The organism is Aureispira anguillae (genome assembly GCF_026000115.1).
GTDB lineage: Bacteria > Bacteroidota > Bacteroidia > Chitinophagales > Saprospiraceae > Aureispira > Aureispira anguillae.
In genome coordinates, this window is sequence record NZ_AP026867.1 from 4,790,181 (window position 1) to 4,812,702 (window position 22,522).

The 22,522-nt window shown below is 35.4% G+C and carries 17 protein-coding genes and 1 tRNA gene; 7 read left to right on the forward strand and 11 right to left on the reverse strand.

The genetic code is table 11. The features are described from left to right. Positions 1–14: 14 nt before the first annotated feature. The 4 genes from rpmB to gltX all read right to left on the reverse strand — a co-directional run bounded on the left by rpmB (position 15) and on the right by gltX (position 3,622). Positions 15–416, reverse strand: coding sequence for a 50S ribosomal protein L28 (rpmB, locus tag AsAng_RS18745; protein ID WP_264788624.1), 402 nt, complete (start codon positions 414–416; stop codon positions 15–17). Between the two features lie 74 nt (positions 417–490). Beyond that, positions 491–567 (reverse strand) — tRNA-Arg (locus AsAng_RS18750). 263 nt (positions 568–830) lie between these two features. Beyond that, on the reverse strand, positions 831–1,253 hold the full coding sequence (locus AsAng_RS18755) for a TraR/DksA family transcriptional regulator (protein WP_264788625.1): 423 nt from the start codon (positions 1,251–1,253) through the stop codon (positions 831–833). Between the two features lie 596 nt (positions 1,254–1,849). Further along, positions 1,850–3,622 carry a glutamate--tRNA ligase gene (gltX, locus tag AsAng_RS18760; RefSeq protein WP_264788626.1) on the reverse strand — a complete coding sequence of 591 codons (1,773 nt, stop codon included), beginning with the start codon at positions 3,620–3,622 and terminating at the stop codon, positions 1,850–1,852. A 368-nt stretch (positions 3,623–3,990) separates the two neighbouring features. On the opposite strand from gltX, the gene AsAng_RS18765 reads away from it, so the two are divergent. After that, entirely contained in the window at positions 3,991–5,703 is a 1,713-nt protein-coding gene (locus tag AsAng_RS18765) for a glutamine--tRNA ligase/YqeY domain fusion protein (RefSeq protein ID WP_264788627.1), read from the forward strand. Positions 5,704–5,765: 62 nt separating this feature from the next. Here AsAng_RS18765 and AsAng_RS18770 read toward each other — a convergent pair whose 3' ends face one another. Next, entirely contained in the window at positions 5,766–6,302 is a 537-nt protein-coding gene (locus tag AsAng_RS18770; protein ID WP_264788628.1) for a tetratricopeptide repeat protein, read from the reverse strand. Between the two features lie 300 nt (positions 6,303–6,602). On the opposite strand from AsAng_RS18770, the gene AsAng_RS18775 reads away from it, so the two are divergent. From AsAng_RS18775 to AsAng_RS18785, 3 genes are all read left to right on the forward strand, one after another. After that, positions 6,603–9,173, forward strand: coding sequence for a DUF5686 and carboxypeptidase-like regulatory domain-containing protein (locus tag AsAng_RS18775; RefSeq protein ID WP_264788629.1), 2,571 nt, complete (start codon positions 6,603–6,605; stop codon positions 9,171–9,173). A gap of 409 nt (positions 9,174–9,582) precedes the next feature. Beyond that, positions 9,583–11,013: a TlpA family protein disulfide reductase gene (locus tag AsAng_RS18780; protein WP_264788630.1), complete on the forward strand. Its 1,431-nt coding sequence runs from the start codon at positions 9,583–9,585 to the stop codon at positions 11,011–11,013. A gap of 187 nt (positions 11,014–11,200) precedes the next feature. Continuing rightward, complete coding sequence (locus tag AsAng_RS18785; protein ID WP_264788631.1) at positions 11,201–12,307, forward strand: ferredoxin--NADP reductase; 1,107 nt, start codon at positions 11,201–11,203, stop codon at positions 12,305–12,307. Positions 12,308–12,391: 84 nt separating this feature from the next. Here AsAng_RS18785 and AsAng_RS18790 read toward each other — a convergent pair whose 3' ends face one another. The 3 genes from AsAng_RS18790 to xseB form a co-directional block, all read right to left on the reverse strand. Further along, positions 12,392–13,741, reverse strand: a complete 1,350-nt coding sequence (locus AsAng_RS18790; RefSeq protein WP_264788632.1) for a MauE/DoxX family redox-associated membrane protein — start codon at positions 13,739–13,741, stop codon at positions 12,392–12,394. A 29-nt stretch (positions 13,742–13,770) separates the two neighbouring features. After that, positions 13,771–14,334: a DUF1599 domain-containing protein gene (locus AsAng_RS18795; RefSeq protein ID WP_264788633.1), complete on the reverse strand. Its 564-nt coding sequence runs from the start codon at positions 14,332–14,334 to the stop codon at positions 13,771–13,773. Between the two features lie 266 nt (positions 14,335–14,600). After that, the gene (xseB, locus tag AsAng_RS18800; RefSeq protein ID WP_264788634.1) at positions 14,601–14,822 is read right to left on the reverse strand and encodes an exodeoxyribonuclease VII small subunit; all 222 of its coding nucleotides are present in this window, start codon (positions 14,820–14,822) and stop codon (positions 14,601–14,603) included. Positions 14,823–15,199: 377 nt separating this feature from the next. Between xseB and AsAng_RS18805 the strand changes: the two genes are divergently transcribed. Next, a complete protein-coding gene (locus AsAng_RS18805; protein ID WP_264788635.1) occupies positions 15,200–15,691 on the forward strand; it encodes a hypothetical protein in 492 nt (163 codons plus the stop codon). 21 nt (positions 15,692–15,712) lie between these two features. Next, a complete protein-coding gene (locus tag AsAng_RS18810; protein ID WP_264788636.1) occupies positions 15,713–16,057 on the forward strand; it encodes a translation initiation factor in 345 nt (114 codons plus the stop codon). 111 nt (positions 16,058–16,168) lie between these two features. On the opposite strand, the gene AsAng_RS18815 is transcribed toward AsAng_RS18810, so the two are convergent. The 3 genes from AsAng_RS18815 to AsAng_RS18825 all read right to left on the reverse strand — a co-directional run bounded on the left by AsAng_RS18815 (position 16,169) and on the right by AsAng_RS18825 (position 21,726). Beyond that, entirely contained in the window at positions 16,169–16,894 is a 726-nt protein-coding gene (locus AsAng_RS18815) for a hypothetical protein (RefSeq protein WP_264788637.1), read from the reverse strand. Between the two features lie 601 nt (positions 16,895–17,495). Continuing rightward, on the reverse strand, positions 17,496–20,978 hold the full coding sequence (locus AsAng_RS18820) for a caspase family protein (RefSeq protein WP_264788638.1): 3,483 nt from the start codon (positions 20,976–20,978) through the stop codon (positions 17,496–17,498). A gap of 121 nt (positions 20,979–21,099) precedes the next feature. Continuing rightward, positions 21,100–21,726 (reverse strand): hypothetical protein, encoded by a 627-nt coding sequence (locus tag AsAng_RS18825; RefSeq protein ID WP_264788639.1) that lies wholly within the window; start codon positions 21,724–21,726, stop codon positions 21,100–21,102. Between the two features lie 333 nt (positions 21,727–22,059). Between AsAng_RS18825 and rbfA the strand changes: the two genes are divergently transcribed. Next, positions 22,060–22,497, forward strand: coding sequence for a 30S ribosome-binding factor RbfA (gene rbfA, locus AsAng_RS18830; RefSeq protein WP_264788640.1), 438 nt, complete (start codon positions 22,060–22,062; stop codon positions 22,495–22,497). Positions 22,498–22,522: the final 25 nt, after the last annotated feature.

A 22,522-nucleotide genomic window follows, 5' to 3' on the forward strand; every position in this document is an offset into this window, starting at 1 on the left:
TTTTCGAGAATTGCTTATTTGATAATGCTAGAAAGTTTTACTTTTCTATTATTTTGCCCTTCTGGCTCATAAGTAATAGAATAAGATTTATGTCCATTTGCATCAACATGCTCTACTCTCCTATAACCACGCTTTGCTTTTTTAGCAGCTTCAGTAGTTTTATCATTTTCTACCCAAACCTTAGGATCAAATCCAGCAGCCAATTGTTGTTTTAGATACTTAAATGTACCAATTTTCTCCATATTGCGTAGCGCTCTAGTGGTCAATTTTACTTTAATCCAAGAGTTGATCTCTTTAACATAGATGCGTTTAGTTTGCAAGTTCGGATTAAAGCGTCTTTTTGTTCTACGCTTTGAGTGAGAAACATTATTACCTACTAAAGGTTTTGTTCCAGTTAATTGGCATATTTTAGACATGACTTTCTTCTAATTTAAAACGTCCCGCCACTAAATGGACGGGACTGATTGTTTTATTATTATCTCCTATTCTTTGGTGACTTCAGAGGGAGTCGAACCCCCAACCTCCTGATCCGTAGTCAGGTGCTCTATCCAATTGAGCTATGAAGCCGTGCTTATTGCTATTAGGTTGACTAAGATTTTAAAAACTTCTTTCGTTTTGTCTGTATTACTTAGCTCCTTAAGCGGTTGCAAATATACGAACAGATTTTAAACTTGCAAACTTTTCAACAAAAAAAAAGACTTTTTTTCTAAAAAAAATAACCCCTCAAAACTTCTCCCCTTCAAATCAACACTAATAATCAACAATATAGCTCAAAAAAGTTATTTTAAAAATAATTTAAAACAATCTTCTTTTTTTATTTTAGGTAGCTTTTACTCTTTAAAGAATTTGGGCTTTTCTTGTCTTTTGGCCTTCCCTTGGGTAGAATGTTTACCCGCTACTGTTTTGGTAGCATGTGGCACTAAGGTCAATCGTTCTTTACTAATTAGCACACCCGTTGCCGAACAAATACCATAGGTTTTATTTTTGATACGAATTAGTGCATATTCTAGATTGCGAATAAATTTTTGTTGACGAGCTGCCAATTTGCTCAAATGTTCTCTCTGCCAATTTGAGGCTCCATCGTCAAACGTTCCTGCACGATTTTCATCTCCACTATTATTTAGCTCTCTCAATTGATCCTTCAAATCTTCCAATTGAAGTTTAGCATCGTGCAACTTTTCGTTGATCATAACTTCAAATTCTGCTAAGTCCTCATCACTATATCTAGTTTTCTTTTTATTGTCTTCACTCATAGATGTCTAAATTTAAGTTCTATAAATATCTTGTTTTAGGGATTTCTTATTTTTAATTAAGAAACAAAACGTTTTAATTCTACTTATAATGTAATGCACAAGAAACGGACAATTATACCGCAAAGTTTCAAAAAGTAGAAATTAATTTCATTATTTTTTCTTTACCCAACACTGCATTTGTCTTCCCATAAATTTCACAGCATTTTGTTGCAACAAAAACAAAAACAAGCAAATGAACTATCAATCAAAGACTTAAACCCTTAATAAATATTTTTTTTCAATGATTAATTGCTAGTTATGTATCTATTTTTTTTGTTAATTTAACATTAATTGTTTTTTTGTCAAAACCAACAAATAATTCGATTTGATTAAAAATCAAGGCTTCTATACAACTGTTTTTTCTCCATAAAATAGACCTGCATTAATTCCTTATTTTGGGTATAAAAATTACAACTCACACTCGTTATAAAATCCAAATTAACGCTTCTCCTATAAAAAAAAGAGGTTAGATTTAGCCCTCCACACAGAGTCCCAAATCTAACCTCTACCCTTACAATATCAACCTCATTAACAGGTTAATAAAATGTATTCGCAATTTATTTCACCAACTTTTTTTCACAAAAATCAATGAATGCCAACAAACGTTTTATCGTTTCATTTTTCCCCAAAACCTCCATAATTTCATAAATACTAGGTCCACCCATTTCACCAGAAAGTCCCAATCTTAATATCGGTAAGATCTCCCCTTTTCTATCTGCAATGGTAGGTTCAAGAATAGCCTCAATATAAATAGAGACAAGATGATCTGCGGATGAAATAATTTCGATCAAGCGATTCATAAATGCTTTTTGTTCATCTCCCCACTTATTTAATATTTTTTTCTGAAAGTTCTTTTGATGCCTTTCTGCAACTGCTTCCAAATCTAAATCGTTAAAAAAGTAACTTCCCTGTGCATAAAAATCCGTGGTATAATTGATACGCATTTTGAGCAATTCGGCAATACGTTCTAGTTTCTTTTCCTCAACAACAACCTTATGAGCATCTAAAGTAGGTCTAACCAAGACCACTAAATCGGCATTCTCCATTTGGGCTAGATATTGCTTATTAAACCATTTTGCTTTTTCAAAATTAAATCGAGCGCCCGAAGAAGATACTCGATCCATGGTAAAGCTATTAATCATTTCTTCTTTAGAATAAATTTCTTGTTCTGTCCCATCGTTCCAACCCAATAAGGCTAAAATATTCAATACAGCTTCAGACAAAAAGCCCCATTCTCTAAACCCTCTAAAGCTATCGGCTTCGGTCTCTCCCTTCCAATCCAATGGAAATACAGGCATGCCTAAACGATCACCATCTCGCTTGCTCAATTTGCCATACATGCTATTTCTCAAAAATAACTTAATCTCCTTTTGAAGATTAGAATCTTTTTTCTCATTGATTCTAATACGCTCAGAAACGTTTTTAAAATCTTGGAGCAAAGGCTGAATTGTTTTTGCTACTTGATCCTTTTTAGCAGCATAAGCAGTATGCTTAATCAAAAATTCATTGGTAAAGCGTTCTGTAAATGCTTGAATTGATCGTTTGTTGAGATAAGCGGTTGGCTCTGGCTTCAAAATCAACGGTAAATGTGCAAAAATAGGCATGGCATCTGCCCAACCCAAAAATTGATACAACAAAACATGCAAAGGAGTAGAAGGCAACCATTCTTCACCACGAATAACATGTGTAATTTTCATGTGATAATCGTCTACGATATTTGCCAAATGATAAGTCGGCATTCCATCATTCTTGAGCATTACCTTATCATCCATTTCAGCACAGTTAAAAGTAACCACGCCACGAACCATATCTTCAAAAGTAACATTTCCCTCCGCAGGGATCATCACTCGTACTATTTTGGGTGCCCCTTCTGCCTCCAAGGCTTTGCATTCCTCGGCTGACAAACTCAATGAATTTTTCATTTGCATACGAGTAACCGCATCATATTTAAATTTTGTTCCTTGGGCTTCTGCTTTTTCTCTAGCTTCTGTTAGTTCCTCTTCGGTATCATAAGCATAATAACCGTGTCCATTCTCAATCAATTGGTTCGCAAACTTCTCGTAAATTCCTGTTGCTTTGCGTTCTGATTGGCGATAAGGACCATAAGCTCCTCCTTTTGATGGGCTTTCATCAAATTCTAACCCTAACCATTCTAAGGCATCTATAATGTATTGTTCTGCCCCCTCTACATATCGAGTTTGGTCGGTATCTTCAATACGAAGTATAAAGGTTCCCCCATGTTTTTTGGCCAATAAATAGTTGTACAAAGCTGTACGAACGCCTCCTATATGTAAGGCTCCAGTTGGACTCGGTGCAAAACGAACACGCATCTTAAATTTATTTTGTTGGTTATGAATTGTTATTCTTCAATACTTCAGGGCAATTTTTTGTTCTTTTAGCAACAATCGCTACTCCCCAAAGTAGAGCAAATATACAAAAAAGTTAGGTACATATAACAAGTGACTAAGTAGTTTAGTTTTACCGATGTTTTTTGTTGTACAGAATGTTCTTTTTTTTATAAAGGCAAAACAATTGGGAACTAAATTTAGCAATTTAGCATTGCTATAGCTTTTATCCTTAAATCTTATCAAGATTACGAATTATCCCATTTAAGAATTGAAGAGTTTTAATAGACAAGTCTAATAAAAAAATTCTAACTTTGGGTTTTTAGTAAAAAAATCTAATCGACTACTTACAAATGAGTCACGAAAATAACAACGCGCCCAAAACAGAATCGCTAAATTTCATTGAGCGCATTATAGAAGAACACAATACAACTGGTAAATTTGATAATCGAGTCCTTACTCGTTTTCCTCCTGAACCCAATGGCTATTTACACATTGGACATGCCAAAGCAATCTGTGTAAATTTTGGTATTGCAGATAAGTACAATGGAAAAACGAATTTGCGCTTTGATGACACCAACCCACTTACCGAAAAAACAGATTTTGTCAATGCCATCCAAAAGGACATCAAGTGGTTAGGCTTTGACTGGGAAGATCGTCTGTTTTTTACTTCTGATTATTTTGACACCTTATATGAATATGCGGTTAAATTGATCCAAGAAGGCTTGGCTTATGTTGATTTCTCTAGCTCGGAAACGATGGACGACGAAAAACGAAAAGGTCAGGAGAGTAAATACCGCAACACAACTGTTGAAACGAATCTAGCAGAGTTTGAAAAGATGAAAAATGGAGCCTATGAAAATGGGGTTTGTGTCTTGCGTCTAAAAGTAGACATGAAGGCAGATAATCGTCACATGCGTGATCCTATTATTTATCGTATCATCAACGCTCCTCACCACCGTACAGGGGATAAATGGTGCATTTACCCGATGTATGATTGGGCTCATGGGCAATCCGATTCTATTGAAGGCATTACTCATTCTTTGTGTTCTTTAGAATTTGAAAATCATCGTCCGTTATACGATTGGTGTCAAGAAAAATTAGAAATTTATCGTTCACAACAAATTGAGTTCTCACGCCTCAACCTTGATTATACCGTTACGAGTAAACGAAAGTTGAAAGAATTGATAGAAGAAGGTCATGTAAAAGACTGGGATGATCCTCGTATGCCAACACTTTCTGGAATGCGTCGTAGAGGATATACCCCTGCTGCTATCCGTGATTTTATTCATCGTGCAGGGGTTTCTAAAAGAGATCAATTTATTGCCTTGTCTTCTTTAGAAGGAAGCGTTCGAGACGATCTTAATCAAATTGCTCCTCGTGTTATGAGCGTTTTAGATCCTCTAAAAGTTGTCATTACCAACTATCCTGAAGGGCAGATAGAAGATTTGACCATTGCCTACCATCAAAAGGATGAAAGTATGGGGAGTCGTCAAGTTCCTTTTTCTAGAGAGATTTATATTGAGAAAGAAGATTTTGCCATCGAAGCCAATAAAAAATGGCGCCGCTTAGCTCCAGGTCGAGATGTTCGTCTAAAAGGGGCTTATATTCTTCATTGTACCGATTACAAAACCGATGAAAACGGAGCCGTAATAGAAGTGCATTGTGCGTATTATGAAAACAGTCGTTCAGGACAAGATACCAGTGGTATTAAGGCAAAAGGCGTGTTGCATTGGGTATCTATTGAGCAAGCTGTACCCGCACAAGTGCATTTGTACGATCGTTTATTTAGTGATCCCAAACCTACTGGGCACAAAGAAACCGTTACTGATGCCAATGGAAAAGAAGTGGAACGTAGCGTAGATTTTAAACAGTTTTTGAATCCCAACTCTCTAAAAACAATTACGGCTTATGTTGAGCCTAGTTTGGCAACAGCACAAGTACTGGATAAATTTCAATTCATGCGTTTGGGGTATTTTTGCGTGGATAAAGATTCAACAGCAGATCAGTTAATTTTTAACAGAACTGTTACCTTAAAAGATTCTTGGGCGAAACAAAATAAATAGCCGCTAAATCAATCGTTTTTCTTAAACGAATTATGTGTTGTCTTAACGCATAATTCGTTTTTTTATGCCTCTAAATCTGTCCATAAGTCTTGGGCTGACAAATGATAATTTCCTCGCTCATCAATGACTTCTTTTAACAATTGTTTGGTACGATTCCAATTGCCATATTCTGCATTCAGCAACGCTAAAAACCAAGCAGCATCCAAAGCAAAAACAGATTCTTTGAAGCCATAAACTAAATCTAAATTTTCCTGTGCCAAGCTATATTCTTTTTCCTGCAAATAGATAAGACCAATTCTCAACAATAATTCCATATTATTGGGATCTTCTTGCAATAAATTTTGATAATGCGCTAAAGCGACCAACCTTTTTCCTTCTCTAAATCGTTTATCTATACGAGCAATCGCTCCTCCTGTTATTGCCGTCTTATTTGACGGTTCCAACACCACAACTCCTCTATGGGCATATAAAGATAGGTCAACTTTATTCATATAGATATGAACCTTATTAATTGCAGCAGTAGACTTCCAATAAGCATACCCAGAACTAATTAGCAGAACAATAAAAATTGTAATAATAAAAATTGTTGTTTTGGTCATATTTTTGATAGAATAAAGCAATAGTGGAAAACTAGTCCTTAAAATTGCTAATAAACGAGTTAAAAGACAAATTAGTTGCCAATAATTAGATACTTTTTAAGGATTAAATCTACTGCTTCTGCTTATCAATCCTTGGTCTTATGCTATCTTATCCATTATAAATAAAATAGTCATATAGTCAGGGAACCTATCAAGCGCTCTAAAATTTAATACACAATTAATTTTTTTTATGTAATTTAGTTTTTTACTAAAACCATTTAGATATAAGACTCATATCTACACCTTTGCGAACCATTACTAATGAAATACACAATTCTAATCCTTTTTCTATTTCTTTTTTTTACAACTACTATTCAAGCCCAAACAATTACCATTACAGGCACTGTCATTGATGATGATACGGAAGAGGCCATGCCTTTTTGTAATGTTTATGTATTGGGAACAAGCAATGGTGTAACAACCGATATCGATGGCAATTATACCCTTCAATTGGATCCCTCCGAAGGAGATAGCTTAGCCACTAACTCACTGGGTTATGCCGATGTTATCAAAGCCATTGACAAGTCCAAAACAGAACAAGTTATTCATTTCCGTATGAAGTCGGGTACTTTGGATATTGGGGTAGAAGTTACTGTCTTGGCTGGGGAAAACCCTGCTAATGAAATCATTCGTCAAATTATAGCGCATAAAAAGCAGAATGATCTAGAAAAAGTAGTTACCTCCTATGAGGCAGAAATGTATACAAAGGTTGAACTAGACTTGGTGAATATCACTAAGGAAATGAAGGATATGAAAATTTTCAAAAAGCTTCAATTTATTTTTGATAATATTGACACCGTATCCGATGTTAAACCATTCTTACCTGCTTATGTAGCGGAGCGTATTTATGACGTTTTTTACATTAAGGATTTGGAACGCAAAGAAGTGCTTCAAGCACAACGGGTTTCTGGGGTAAAAAATCAAACGGTTATCGATTTTATTGGTAGTATGAATGAAGAATACAACATTTATAACAATACCATGAAATTGTTAGGCAAAGAGTTTATCAGCCCTTTTTCAAATTCGGGTTTAGCCTTCTATGAATATTATATCATGGATAGCACACAAGTAAAGGGGCAATGGAGCTACAAACTAAAATTTAAACCCAAAGACAAAAGTGGCAATACCTTTTATGGTGATTTTTGGGTCTCTATGGAAAATTATGCCTTGTTATTAGTTAATATGCGCATGAATCCTGAGGCAAATATCAATTTGGTTAATCGTATTATTATTTATCAAGAATACAACCCTTATAATGAAAAATATTGGATTCCCACCAAACAAAAGACCGTTATTGATTTTGCCACGACCAAAAAAGACAAAGGGCTAGGAATCATTGGTCGAAAAACCGTATCCTACAAAGATTTTGACATCGATAAATCTAATGCAAAGGAGACTTTTTTGGAGCAAGACCCCGAAGAAATTCGTTATGAAGAACTAGAAAAAGTAGATACCTTTTGGGATAAGAATCGTCATGAGTCATTGTCCAAAAACGAGGCAGGGGTTTACAAAATGGTAGACAGTGTCCAAAATATTCCTGTTTTCAAAACAGTAGCCGAAATTGTAGAAATTGTGGTGAGTGGTTACAAGGTCTTTGGTCCTATCAAAATAGGTCCCTACTCTAAGTTGTTTACTTGGAATGACGTAGAAGGGATTCGCCTAAGCCTAGGTCTAGGAACGAGTAATGCCCTAAGCAAGAAGTTTCAAATCTATGGTTATGCTGGTTATGGTTTTAAAGATAAGCGTTGGAAATATGGTGGCAATATGCAGTATGTTTTTAATCGTTATCGCCGTGCGGCTATTGGAGCTAGTTTTATCAATGATGTTACGTTTGAAAATAGAAATACGGAAGAACGCAAAACACAAAGTTTATTTTCAGGTTGGCTCCGTCGTTATGTTCCTCAAAAGATGATGTATATCCAAGAAGGTAAAGTTTGGTTTCAATATGCTTGGAAACGAGGTTTTTCTAATCGAATTGCTATTCTGCATCGCCGTCTAAACCCTGTTGGGTTCCAACATACTCGTTTGGGTGGATTAAATTTCAAGTTTTTAGAAAACAATCACGAAAGCCTAGGTCGTATTGATACCATCACACAAATTCGTTCTACAGAGGTGGTGCTAAAAGCACGTTTTGCTTATAAAGAACGCAAAATATCTGGACCATTCAAGGATGTTAGCTTAGGTTCTAAATTTCCTATCATTAACTTGCAATATACCTTTGGCGTAAAAGGAATATTAAAGTCTCAATTTAATTTTCACAAAGTTCGTTTGGGAATCAAACATTGGTTTTATACCAGCCCTGTTGGATGGATTGAATATGAGGCAGAAGTTGGTAAAATATTTAGTTTCAAACCACTCCCCTATTTATTGCTCGAAACGCATCCAGGCAATGAAGCTTATTTCTATAATAAAACTTCATTTAATAGCATGAATAGTTTTGAGTTTGTGAGTGACTTTTTTGTCCATGCTAGAATTGAACACCATTGGGATGGCTTTTTGTTAAATCGCATTCCGTTTATTAGAAAATGGTTAAAATGGAGATTGGTAACAGCCGTTCGTGGCTCTTGGGGGACACTATCCCACAAAAACAAAAATGCCAACCGCTTAAATCATTACGACAGAAACATCAAACGTTCTAAAGACAGGCAAAAACCATTTAATGAAGGTGCTTTTTATGGTAGTTTCGACAAAGGTCCTTATGCTGAGGCAAGTATTGGCATCGAAAATATATTTCAATTTATACGGGTAGATGCTTTGTGGCGAATTACTTATTTGGACAACAGGGATGCTCAATTGTTTTCGGTACGGGTTACCCTAAACTTTTCATTCTAAGGTATTTTGTTCCTTTTCTGGCTGTTGATCTGATTATTTGAAGCGATTCTTGCTCTTCAACAATGTGCTCATCGCTAATAAAGGGTTCTATTATATCTTTTTAGAAAACAGCTATAGGCGGTAAGTCAATACAGGACTTACCGCCTATAATAAAAGTAGTAGACTAGGACTGTATTCTACAAGATTAAGTCTATCTTCCTATTATACCATAAAGCTTCAAGCCAAGATCAAGGCTAATTCATTAGAAATTTATTTTTTTTCCATATTTATAGCTGGTCAATTTTGTTTCCTAGTTGATAATCCTTAATTTAAATACAGGACTTGTTTTCCTATCTCATTTCTTCCCAATTGTTTCAAGCGTGCCCAATTTTTTAATCGTAAGTATTTTAAGTTACTTCAAAAAATATCTATGCACAAGCTTTTACTATTTGTCCTACTTTTTTCTAGCTATTCTACCATAGCTCAACGCAACAATGTATTACTAACAGGTACCATCAACAACGACTCCATTGGAGAGGTCTTATTAGAAATCAACAAACGTTATATTAATAATACGGTAGAAGAATATAGCGCAACGCTTAATGCCACGCATAATTTTGGTTTAGCTTGTCGTATTGAAATTCCTCAATTGGTGACGCTGCATTATGGCAATCAACAATGTCAACTTTTTTTAGAACCCAATGATTCTTTGTACATAGAATTTGATAGCCAAACCTTTCCGCATCAAATAAGTTTTGGACAACGAGCTAAAGACAATAACATTTTGTTGCAAAATTATCAAAAACAATTCCCCAAAGATCCTATCCTATTCAAATATCGTCAATATCGAAAAGGAATTCATTATTACAAAATTCACGAAGACTTGGACAAGATCATGCAACAAAACAGTCCTACTGAATTTTTAGCGAGAATAGAAACAGAACGACAAAAAAAGGAATCCATGTATCAGCTTTTTGCGAAAGAACCTGGTCGAAACCTTAGCCCTGATTTTGTTACATTTTTACAAACGGAATTCAATTATGATAAGTGGCTAAAGTTGCTGACTTATGGAGATGTTTACAAAGGTCGTCACCGTTTAGATTCTACCTTTTTGGGTTTTCTAGATAGTGTTTTGGTCCTAAATGATCGATCATTGGGCAATCAAAATTATCGTGATTTTATTACTGCTTTTGTCCATTATCGCTGCCGCCACCGTCCCAATACCGATCCAAGTATTTACATTCAATTGTATAATTATAGTAAACATTACTTAGAGGGAAGAACCAAATATTTTACAATGGCTCAGTTTTTAGCATTGGCACTGCGCAAAGAAAACCCAAAAATAGTGTTACCAATCTACGAAGATTTTATCAAAGAAAATCCGTACTACGAGCTTGATCGGGTAGTCTTAGACCCTTTTCAGAAAGCCAATCAATTTGCAGCAGGAACACCTGCACCTAATTTCACCTTGACCAATATAGAGGGCAAGCCAGTTAGTTTAGCTCAATTTAAGGGAAAGGTCGTTTATCTAGATTTCTGGGCATCCTGGTGTCGTCCTTGTATGCAAAAAATAGAAATTTTGCAGGCATTTGAGCCTAAATTTGCAGGCAAAGAAGTGGTTTTTCTCCATATTTCATTGGATCGTTCCAAAAGCAAATGGGAAGAAACCGTGCATGAAAATGAATTTAAAGGGCAACACTTATATTTTGATCCCCTGTCTTCTCAAATTACAACAGATTATGAAATTTTATCCGTTCCCAAATTTTTCCTAATTACCAAAGAAGGAAACTTTGCCTATACCCCCACTTCTTTTGATTCCAAAGATTTAGAATTAACCTTATTAAAATTATTGCAGAACTAAGTGGCATTTTAAAACAAAAAATTAAAAACTAGCGCATGAACTGGGCAACCTTAAGCCTACAATAGCATACAGGTGTACTTAGTACAAATTAGCGTTAAATTATAAGTGAAAATTCCTAGAAATTGTTTTATTTTGCCCTGCAAAAAAATTTAAGAGGCTGTTTTCTCTCATTTAATCAACTATTATAATGGCTGATACTAATTTTTATAAGCTAAAAGTAAAAGGTGTTCAAACCGATACCGACAATGCAGTCGTACTTAGCTTTGATGTTCCGAATAATCTAAAAGAAAGTTTTCAATATACACATGGTCAATATGTAACCTTAAAATTCATGTTCCGAGGCAAACAAGAGCGTAGAGCTTATTCCCTATGTTCTAGCCCTAGCATGGATAAAGATCTAAAAATTGGCGTTAAACGCGTTTTCAAAGGTTTGGTTTCTAACCATATCAATGACAACGTTACCGTAGGCACTGAAATTGAAGTAATGCCTCCACAGGGACACTTTAATACACCGTTGGATGCCAACCAAACCAAAGATTATTTTTTATTGTGCTCAGGATCGGGCGTTACTCCCATGCTTTCTATTCTCAAATCTATTTTAGAGGAAGAACCTAAAAGCCAAATTTGTTTGCTTTATGGGAATAGAAATGAGGACACCATCATGTTCAAAGAAGAATTGGATCAATTAAGCAAACGCTATGCTGGACAACTTCACGTTGTGCATACGCTTTCTAGACCCAAAGAACGTAAGGAAGGAGGCATTTTTGGCTTTTTTGCCAAAAAAGTCATTGACTGGGAAGGGCTAAAAGGTCGTATTGATGCCAAAACCATTAAGGATATTTATAACAAATATCATCGTGGCAATACAGCGGTTGAGTGTTTTATGTGTGGTCCTCAAGGAATGATGCGCACCGCAGAAGATACCTTCAAAGGATTGGGGGTTGAAGACAAAAACATACACATCGAATGGTTTGTAACAGAAGATAATGTAACCGATGGCTCTAAAGGAAATGGCATTGGTGCTAAAGCTGTGGTGACCATGAATGGCAAAAAGATTGAATTAACTTTGGAACCCAACGAATCAATTCTAGATGGCTTGCTCAGAATTGATGAAGATCCTCCTTATTCTTGTATGAGTGGAGCTTGTTCTACTTGTGTTTGCAAAATAGTTAGTGGGGAAGCTGAAATGGAGCGTTGCTTAGCATTGAGTGATGACGAAGTGAAAAATGGCTATTTATTGAGCTGTTCTGCCATCCCTACAACAGAGGAAATTGAGGTTAACTTTGATGTTTAGGGTATTTCTAGCATTGATGCTTTTACTAAAAAATCCTGTTCCACTACTGCGGAACAGGATTTTTTTTATTGTTGTTTAAGGCTATTATTTCATATAACTTCCTGCAATTTCTGCATAGGTAGGAATATGTTTGTGATGCCATTTTTTAACTACTTTTCCATCCTTCATCAAGACCAAACCAGGATTGGCACGAACGATTGTTTTTAACAATTTATCGTCTGCGGTATGAAATTCATAGGCTCCATTCACATCGTGACGAAACTCATCCACAGTTTGTTTGTGGGTATAATAATACAATGCACGAGTAGCATAGCCTTCTTTTTCGGCTTGAGCAGCAATTTCTCCAATCTGTCTAAAAGCATTTTTATCGGCTTTGTCCAAATCGCCTCCTACCACCAAAAAGTTATACTTACTTTCGTCTAAGATTTCTGGAAATTCAAAATACTGAATTTGAGAAGTACAACCTTCCTTAATCATATTTCGCTGCGTCTTATCTTTTTGGCTCTCCCATACATTTTCGCCAGCAGCATCTTTTTCTTCCCATAAATAAGGAAACTGGCTTAACTCTGTAGCCTTAACCACTTGTTCTTTTCCTGTTTCTTTATTTTTATACGTATAAATTGTTTCTACAACTGCTGTATTAGCTGCACATTCTTCTTTAGCTGCTCTTAAATCCATTCCCTCTGCAAAGGGTCTAAAATCAACCATTGGCTTATTAAAATAGAAATTTTGCAAGCAGAACCAAGATGCAATAATTGTTAGCCCCCAGCCAACCAATGTCCTTACATTGGCAGGTCCTAATTTTTTATCTCTTGGCAACAATTCTTTTAGTTTATTGGTGTTTAAGACTAAGAAAATTGCCAAAACAGTATAAATAATATCCTTGATAAATGTTTCAATTGGCTTTAATTTCAGAAAATCACCAAAGCAACCACAATCTGTAATACGAATATTGCCATCGCTAAAGTTTTCCCAGTTGGCAAAATCTAGAAAACCAACTTGTTCTGATTTGGAGGTGTAGCCAGTCAAATAATTAAACCCTGTCAAAAAGGTAAAGAAGAGCATCATCAATAAGGTCGTCCAAGTGGTTTTACGTTGCCCTAACCCCAAAATCAAACTTACCCCTAAGACCAATTCTAAGACTAACATTACCAAAGAAAACGCCAAGGCATAGTCATGCATAACGTCCATAAAAGGCAAACCTTGTATATCAAACTCTGTAAAATAATCTTTCATTTTGTAGGCTGTTCCCAATGGATCAACCGCCTTAACCAAACCCGAAAAGATCAGCAAAGACCCTACAAAATACTGAATTAACCATTGCAAAGGATGCGTAACAGGATGCTCTTTAAGTTTTGAATGCCCTACACCCAATGTTGCCGTCAAAACAATTGCAACAATCCCGATATAGAGAAATAAAGTATAAATTGTCATGTTTTTTATTTTTATGAACGTGAGTTATTTTAGTTTTTATTTGTATTCTCCTCCTCTTCCGCCATTTTGATCAGTGCAAATACAGCATAATTAATAATATCCTGATAATTGGCATCCAAGCCTTCCGAAACGAGCGTTTTCCCTTCATTATCTTCTATTTGTTTGACTCTAAAAATCTTCATCAAAATCAAATCCGTCAGGGAGCTTCTACGCATATCTCTCCAAGCCTCTCCATAATCGTGATTTTTAGCCTTCATTAATTCAAAGGTAGCATCATGGTATTTATCATATAAGCCCGTAACCACTTCCTCACTCAACTCCAAAGGTGTGTTTTCGTCCAATTCTAACTGAATGAGTGCCATAATACAATAGTTGACCAATCCAATATATTCGCTCTTAACGCCTTCATCTACTTTCATCAAACCATTAACCTCTATACTGCGAATGCGTTTTGCTTTGATAAAGATTTGATCGGTTAGCGAGGAAGGACGCAAAATCCGCCAAGCGGTTCCATAATCTTTGTTCTTTTTAAGAAAGAGATTTCGACAAGTTGTTGTTTCCTTTAAATATTGTTCAAACGTGTAATTAGACACAATTTTATTTATTTTGAGTGATTAGATACTGAAGTTGTTTAAAAATGGAGTTTTGTTGATAATGAGTACTAATTTTTAGATAAACAAGGCAAAAATTTTCTTCATAGCAGCGCTATGGAGCAAATTTTTAACGCAGAGTAGCTAAAAAATTAGCTTTCATTAGTGATGTAAGGCTATTCTTAAACAACTTCACTGATGATTAGAGTGCATTGTAGCACCATGATGGTAAAGATAGAAAGTTTTAACTAAAATTTTAGTTAACAAACTTATAAAATCTTGTTGATGCTATTTTCTATGTTGCAAAGCTTGTTCTTACAATCCTGTACTAACTGATTAGCCGTCTCAATATCTTGAATCAAATCGTCCAAACTTCCCATTTGGTTATCGATATTTTTTAAGATACTTTTTAACGCATTCAAGTTACTTTCATAAGTATCTAAATTTACCTTTTTTTCGTTTCCATCAAGATTTCCGTTATTAGTAACCATATATTCAGTGTTTTTTTTGTTATCTTACGTAGGAATACTTTATCTAAGTCAGAAATTTAAATTATACAATAAATATAAGATTTAAATAATTATTATAAGTACTCAGACATGTATAGATAAACATTAACGTTCTGCAAAGTTATTTTTTGAAAAGTAAAGACATAAAAACTGTATAACTTTATTTTAGTTTTTACAACTATTCCCAAGATTTTTATTAAAATTCATCTTTATTTGGGCTTAGCTTACCTCCTGATATTAATATTTAGGCACATTTAGTTTTCAAATTCCATTATCAATTGCACGAGTACTATACCCCAAAAATAAGTACTTGATTATATAAAGTATTCGCAGCTCTAAATGTAATAAAAAATGGGAATATGAACTACCTTTTTGTCCTGCTCTTTTTTGTGTTTGGGACATCCACCACCAATGCCCAAGATTGGAAAGAACTTAGCCAGTCTTCCTTGAATCTCAAATATCAACTACCACACGAATGGTATGTAGGCGGTTATGCCTTGGACAAAAATTGTAATTATACGGGCACCACTCTAAATGCATCGAAGAACCAAGGGATCAATATGGTCATTTTTTCGTCGAAGCAAATAAGTATTGATAGCTTAAAAAATAAACAAGTATGGGGCTATAATTTTGCTCCTTCATTGGCAAAGCCAGAAATAATAGAAACCAATTTTTTGAGTTTTGAAAAAACACTTTCTACCTGGACAGAAGATAAGGAGACTACTGTATTTCGCTTTGCCTCTTCTGGCAGTGACTCTAACTATTTGATATATTTTTGGGGGAAACTTGAAGATATTACTAAAAATTCTAGTATCATTGAACATATACTAGAATCTATCCAAACACTTTAAGTGTTCTTATTTTGATAAATTATGGCAAAAAAAAACAAAAAACGTACCTTCTACTCTACCAATCCCGATGCAGAGTGGTATGACGAGGAAGATGATGCGATGGAAGAAACCCTTCCTGTGCAACAACAAAAACTACGTGTTATGCGTGATCGCAAACAACGAAAAGGCAAGGAAGTTACACTAGTGACTGGTTTTGTAGGAGATGAGGATGATTTAAAAACCTTGGGAAAAACGCTTAAAGCCAAATGTGGGGTTGGCGGAAGCATAAAAAATAACGAAATCATACTGCAAGGAAACTGGGTTGAAAAAGTAGTTGACCTGCTCAAAAATATGGGCTACACCCAAACGAAACGAGTTGGGGGCTAATTATTCCCTATGCTAGTTTTTTGAGTTAAAAATTTGGTAACATGGCAACAAACGCTTTTGAAAACCAAATTTTTAACTCAAAACAAAAAATCTATTTTTGTTAGAATATTGTTAGTTTTTAGCAGCAATTTTACTAAGCACCTTCAAGCCCATATCTCTCCTTACCAATAAATTAGGGCGTTTTTTTATCGCCAATTCTGTTTGTGTATTTTTATCATAAAAGGTAGCTTTTACCTCATAAAAATTAGGCGATACATCATACCTATTTTGACGCAAACATTTATGTTCCTTATCCTCATATTGCTCAGAATATCCTATAAAATTTGCCATCGATTTTTTTACATAACGAACCTTCTTTTCTAGTAATACCAAACTATCAGTATTAATCTTTTCATTCAGGACTTGCGCATTGAGAACATCCTCTAGTTTTAAGAACATTTCTGTTTTGGGCTTGTAATACAAGACATCAAAGGTATCTCTAGACAACTGCTTAATTTCTTTGATAGAAGTATAGATAGGTTGGTCAGGTAAGGACGTCATAAATTCATAGCTATACATCCAGTAGCCGTCCTTGTCAACATCCCCCAAAGGTACATTATAAAGCACAACGCTATCTCCTTCTGAAACAGTCCAAGACTCCAAATCGGTATCGGGGTCTCCCTTATGAGCAATAAAAGTGCCCTGCATCAAATGATGCAATCGAACAATATTTCGCTGTAAATCTTGGTAGTACTGTGCCTCAAAAATAGTTGGTGACAACTCAGATGTCGTCTTAGATGCAGTACTACATCCCACCAATAGCCCTAGTACAATAACGCCTAAAATAAACTTTATCATTTTTCTATCTTCTAATAACGATTATTCACCCCAATTATACTTTTCAGGGCAATTGTTTGTAATAAGTCTTTGCTAATATTTCTACATAGTAACAAACTAGGGTCTTGTTTTCTATCGAGTTTTATCTTTTTTTTTTGAGTATAAAGATTTAGCGCTTATGTTACAACACTGATAACGAATACAATAAGACTCAACCACAATCTTTATCCAAATGGGTAATCTATTTTTTTGCAAAGGTAATAGATTTTTTATGGATATATTAAACTTTCTTTCTATTGCCTTCAATAGTGTTTAATCATCCTTATCCGCTATAAATCCATCCGACAATGCTCTCTGGAGACTAAACTTCTGATTAGCAACGCAATAAAAAAAACAATATGAATAAAAATCGATACGCATCCTTAATCTTATTTTTTATTTTTATAGTGTAAAAAATAAGACGGTCTTTTCCTGCACCAACAGGACAACAAAAAGGATAATCCACGATGCAAAGATCTACTTTTGGGTTTAGCTTAAAATCAATGAAGAATTAAGTTGTTGTTAAATTTATAATCGACCACGACAACTGCCGCAAAGAACACTTTAGCGAATGGGTATCCGCTTATTTATTGCCTATGACCTTCCCATTTCCTAATTGGTGTTTTACTTTAAACAAAACAAAGTCGTTTAAGGTATTCTCACTACGAGTAGTCGGATGCTGTTTTCCATCGGTCAAGGCAACCACCTGAAGGGTAACATAATCTTTTAATTCGGAGACATAAACCAAGCCATCCCTATTACGGTCTGCATCTCCAGAGGTCAAGCCCTGCAAAATAGCATAGGTGAAAACGCCATTGTTCCAATCCTCAGATTCTAACGCAAATTCATAACCACCTGCTGCCGAAATAACCGTAGCCCCTGTTCCTTTGGATACATCACCAAACAACGTCTTCATATAGGTAAATGAGTTTTTCAGCCCTGCTTTAGGACGCACCAAAGTAGTCCCAGATTTGTGATTGATGCTAACATTCGTATTGGTTGCAGCAATGGACGAACGAGTTACGGCTTCATCCTTGTCTACTTCTCCCGAATGGCAAGCATCAATCATAATCAATCGATTTCGGCAAGCCATTCCATCCAATATATGATTAATCGCATCATAGGGTAAACCTTTTACTTGAGGGTTTTCAAAATCAACATCGTGCATGGCCAAATAATAATCTAAATTATCATCCAATAAACCATGAGAAGAGATGTAGATAAGCACTTGGTCATCAATGCCCGCCTTAGCCAAAAATTGTGCAGCTTTTAAAACATTTTCTTTAGTAGCCATCTCGTTGTACAGTTGCTCCGTGTGTACTTGATCAAAATAGTTAGAGGTTTTAAATTTATCAATAAGGTCGGTAGCATCCTTGGTGGCAAATTTTAGATTTCGTTCTTCATTAACAAACTCTGATACACCAATTGTAAAAATGTATAAATTAGGCTTCTTTTGAGTAGTTGGGGTGTAGTTTACCTGAAAGCTTTCCCGCAAGCTTTCCATTCCCTGTTCATTAAAAACAGATATTTTGACCAAATTTTTGCCCACACTTAGATTAATATCCAACTCTTGATCAATATCATTGGTATATTGCTTTTTTAGCGAAATGCCCTTTAATGCTGGAGCAGGAACATCATTAATATAAACAGAGATTCGATCTAGTTTGTACCGCTCATCCCAAGCCTTAACATTCAGTTTTAGTTTTTTTTCATTGGTCGTAACGGGTAATTCAACTTTATTGGTCAATTCTATATTGGGCAAAGCGAGTTCTCCTGTTAGGTTTTCTGGTGTAAATCCCATTTTGCTCAAGCGTTTTTCCCAAGCTTTGGTATATAGTTTAACGGCATACTTAGACACTCCCAAACTCCTGAGTACTTTGTCGGGGCGATTAAATTGTACATCAAACTGATCAAAGGTGTACAAATGATTTTTGTAACGAAAACCAATGCCATCCGTATTTCCCTTTGACGATTTATAATAATTATCTGGCGACAAAATAATATAATCCATTTCTTCCATAGCAATCAAAGAGCCCACTTCTTGACAAGTTTCTAGGTCCCAAATTTTGATAAATCCATCCTGTGCCGTAGAGTAAATTTTCTTGCCCTTCGTTCCAAACCACACAAATTTGATTTCGCCATGATGCCCTGGCATTTCACAACGCATCTTTTTCGCTGCCCAATCCCATACAACAACATTAAATTCTACCTCATTAAAATAGCCCCCCTGCCCTGTTACTAAATACTGACCGTCCTCGCTAAAATCTGCTGAAAACAAAATTCCCTCTTTGCCTGTTCGAAAAATCGCTCCTTTTTGTCCCGTGACATAATCCCACTCAAACCACGTCATTTCAGCCTTCATTTTTCGAGCATCCATATCGTATTCTGGTTGAGTCTGACTTATTAATAGTTTAGTTGAATTAGGAACAAAATCCAATAAAAATTCATAGCCAATTTGAGAAGGAATGGTTTGTATCCGCTGCCCCGTCTCTACCTCCCAACAAGTAATTTCAGAACTGTTGATCTGTGCGATAATATGGTTGCCATCAGGGCTCATTTTTAGACTTTTGAACCCTGGCATTTCAGTTGTCTTAAATTCTATTTCTTTGCCAATTTGTTTTTTGTTGGTCACATCCCATACTCTAAAAAAATACCTATTCTTAGTATAGTCCTTTAAATCAACAAAAACTTCTTGTGTCAGCATTCTCGTTCCATCCTTATTAAATGCAATCTCTGATAAGGCATCAACAGCCGTGGTTTCAAAGATAGGTTGAATGGTTTTGGCATTAAAAACAGTTAGAACTGGTTTTTCTTTATCTCCAACGACCCAAGTTCCAAAAACACGACCATCAGGGCTGGCACTGGCCACTCCAGAGGTAGGAATATACCGTTCTAAATCTCCCTCTTTCATATTCCAAACCCTAATTCCTGGATATTTGTTATACACAGAGTTGATCAGATATTTAGCATTAGCGCCCACAGAAAGATGCGTAGACATTTTAAAATAGCCTTTCAATCTTCCTAATTCTTTGTTGTGTTTAAAATCAAATAGAGTGCCCCCCATAAAAGTTATTGGTTGCAAACCTAGTCCTTTCGATTCATTGATCATCCCTGCCACTCCTACCATGGTATTATCTGGGCTGATTGCCATATCAAAAGCAGTTCCTATTTTATAGACTCCCTTTTTCATTTGCTCAACGTCCGAAGTAGTAGAACCATTCATCAAGCGTTTAAATTTGCCATTTTTTGTACCATAAACAGCAATTGCGCCTGTCCGATCCATCACCAATAAATCTCTATTGGAAGGAGTAAAAGCCATTTCTAGTAGATTCTGCTCGGCAAACTTAAAGTCCGTTATGATTTTTTTGGTCTCTAAATCCCAAATCGTAATCATTTTGTTGGCCATGCTAAAACCTGCAACCCGCTTTCCATTTGGGCTAATTGCAATATTCATCAACGCCTCTTCATGATTAGCCATCAACTCCCCTTCTATCGTCTTGCTTTTGTAATTATAAATGGCTAATGCATTAATTTTTGCTGCTGCTCTAGTAATCAAATGTTTTCCATCATTGGTCAGGCGAATTTCTGTATCAGGGATGCTACCATGCTTAGAAACTTCTTTTCCCGAAAGAACATCCAACTCTATAATTTCTCCCGCCTTCATTACTAGAACATGGGTTGTATTGGGAATATAAGTAAACTCCCTAGTATATAGATCTAGTTTGGTGCGTTTTACAATTTCCCCTGTGGCATGTTTCCAAGCAATCAAGGTTCCTTTGCCATCTATACTAATAATATATTGGTTATCACTCGTATATTCTGCCTTCCAAATGTCCCCCGTATGCCCATACAGCACCCTGAACTCTTGGCATAGACTTCTATCCCATATTCGCACGGTTTTATCCATCCCAGCAGTAACCACAAAACGATTATTGGGGCTAAAATTAATGGTATAAACATTGGAAATATGTCCGCTAGTTACTACTATCTCTGGTTTTTCCTGTGCTGATATTTTGTTTAGTAAAAAGCAAAAAAAGGCAATCAATAGGTAATATTTTATAGGCATAACATTCTATTTTTCTTTCATTGACAATAGGATATAATTTTTAAGTCGTATGTTGCTTGCTTCAACAACAAAACATACGACTTAAAACAAAATGCTCAATGAGCAGTACAAATTCAATCCGTTAAATCCATTCTTTTACAGCAGCGGTAGATAGAAGTCCTAAAAATATAGGTGCCCAAAACACAGGATACCCTACTTTTACAGCATCGATAAATGCCATTTGTGTACTCCAAAGGGGTAAGCATTCAATACAAATTAAGCTAGCAGGCACAACAGATATAATGGCAACCATTATTGTTATGATATGCATACCATCTGTACTGTTGTGAAAATGTCGTATTGGAATAAAATAAACCATTGCCCATAAAATAACCACTCCCATTAATTTCCAAATAGAGCCTGCAATGACATTCTGATTTCCCATCATAAGCCCTTTGGTGTATAGGGTATAAAAAATTCCTTTGGCGGTAAAATAAGTTCCCAAACTAATTGCATATAGCAACAGTGCATAAATGACAATCCAGACTACTGGTACTTTTAATTCTACAATTATTGGCAATAAAAAAGCAGCAACAACCAGCCCCGTTATAATATAAATCACAACTAGGGGTTGCTTGATCCAGTTTAGCCCTTGCCAACCAACTACTTGATGCAATTCATACCACCATAATAATAGACAACATCCCCCCAATAAAACAGGGATAATTAATAAAGCAATATCTTTTAAGGTTAGTTGTTGATGAGCCATTGATTATAAAATTGCAGAATTACAAGAGACTAGCATAATAAGCTTGGAGTAAGTACAAAACTGGATAAATTTTAAACCTATGCTTAGGAATCAAAAGAAAATTAAGGCTTTTCTGAATTTTTAGTGCTAATTTTGGAATTTATTTTCAAAATAGTAGTTATCTATATATCGTCTATAAATTCTATTGGGCGATCTTTTTCATTACGCTATGTCAAAAATGCAACTCAATTCGACGAACATTTGTTGCCTTGTATGACAACATGTCTTTCTGTTTTATGAAGTCTTTAATACAAAATCATAGCGTATTTAATAATAACAATAATCAAATATAGTTTGGAACAAACAAAAAAACAACGCCAAGTCGGCACCTTAATACAGCATGAATTCAGCACAATTTTACAATCAGAAGGTGCTTTTTTGTATGGAGTAGATCCATTGGTCACTGTAACGAATGTCAAAATGAGTTCAGACTTAGGAATTGCTTATATTTATGTTAGTGTTTATAATGTACCTTACAAGCAAGAAGTCGTTAAGGAACTTTGGGAAAACCTATCCTACCTGAGAGGGCAATTGGGAAAACGGATTCGCAAACAAGTACGTCGAATTCCTATGCTTAAGTTTTTTATTGATGATACGTTAGATGAAGTAGAACATATTGATAACCTTTTCTCTAAGATTCACTCTGAAAAAAACACGCAAAATCGTTCGATGAAGGAGGCTATGGAAGCTAGGAAAAAATTAGAAGAATTAAATAATGACGAAGAGGAGTAAAATATTTTTCCAATTTATTTAGTTT